The 1,160-nt window shown below is 62.6% G+C and carries 2 protein-coding genes; both read right to left on the reverse strand.

The genetic code is table 11. From position 1 onward, the window contains the following. Positions 1 to 58: 58 nt before the first annotated feature. Positions 59 to 448, reverse strand: coding sequence for a tautomerase family protein (locus AC1D1X_RS23935; protein WP_477668020.1), 390 nt, complete (start codon positions 446 to 448; stop codon positions 59 to 61). 73 nt (positions 449 to 521) lie between these two features. After that, a partial coding sequence (locus tag AC1D1X_RS23940) for a GMP reductase (RefSeq protein WP_477699431.1) occupies positions 522 to 1,160 on the reverse strand: 639 nt, incomplete at its 5' end.

Raw genomic sequence — 1,160 nt, forward strand, 5'->3', positions numbered from 1 at the left:
CCGCCTGCACCGGCTTGCATTGCAACTGCTGGCGGCTGGCCAGCGTTAGCTAACCAGCCTAGATATCGACGTCGTACTCCAGCACCACGTCGGACGCCGGCAGGCCACCCCGGATCGCCCAGTTTTCGCGTGACGCCTCACGCAGCAGCACTTTCACGTGATCTGCGGGAATGCCGCACAGCCCGAGCTTTTGCACGATGACCTGGTACAGGGCGCGTTTGGTTTCCAGGGATCGCCCGACAAAGCAGTCGATCGTCACCAGCGTGTAGCGGTCCCCTTTGTCTGCCGGCGCACGAAAGCGCTGCGGCTCATGGATAACAAGCCGGACGGAGGTCGTCCAGAGCGGTACCTTCAGCGCAGAGGTCAACGCCTCCTGGACGGCGTCCATGAGGGCTGCTTCTTCTTCGCCGGAATAGGGCCGGCGTACTTCAATGGCTGCGGTGGGCAAGGGGAGTGAGTCTCTTCAGGAACARGGCCTATTGTCGCCGGAGCCGGCCTTGCTACTATTTGTTACCGCCGGCCTACATCAGCAGGTGTTCACCGGCGTTGTCGCCGCCCAGGGTCACATAGTTGACCTTGCGAATGTCCAGCAGCTTCGTGCCGCCGGCGTAGCTGATGGAGCTCTGGATGTCTTCTTCCATCTCGCGCAAGGTATCGGCCAGCGTGCCCTTGACCGGCTCCAGGATGCGCTTGCCTTCGACGTGCTTGTACTCGCCCTTGTTGAAGTCCGAGGCGCTGCCGTAGTATTCCTTGAAGAGCTTGCCGTCCACCTCGACGGTCTTGCCCGGGCTTTCTTCCAGGCCTGCGAGCATGGAGCCGATCATCACCATGGTCGCGCCAAAGCGCACCGACTTGGCGATGTCGCCGTGTTCGCGAATGCCGCCGTCGGCAATGATGGGTTTGGTCGCCACGCGCGCGCACCACTTGAGCGCCGACAGCTGCCAGCCGCCGGTGCCGAAACCGGTTTTCATCTTGGTGATGCAGACCTTGCCGGGGCCGATGCCGACCTTGGTCGCGTCGGCACCCCAGTTTTCGAGGTCGATCACCGCTTCGGGCGTGCCCACGTTGCCGGCGATCACGAAGGACGCCGGCAGCTTCTGCTTGAGGTAGGCGATCATCTTCTGCACCGTGTCGGCATGGCCGTGTGCAATGTCGATGGT

The organism is Polaromonas sp. P1_G4, assembly GCF_056405475.1.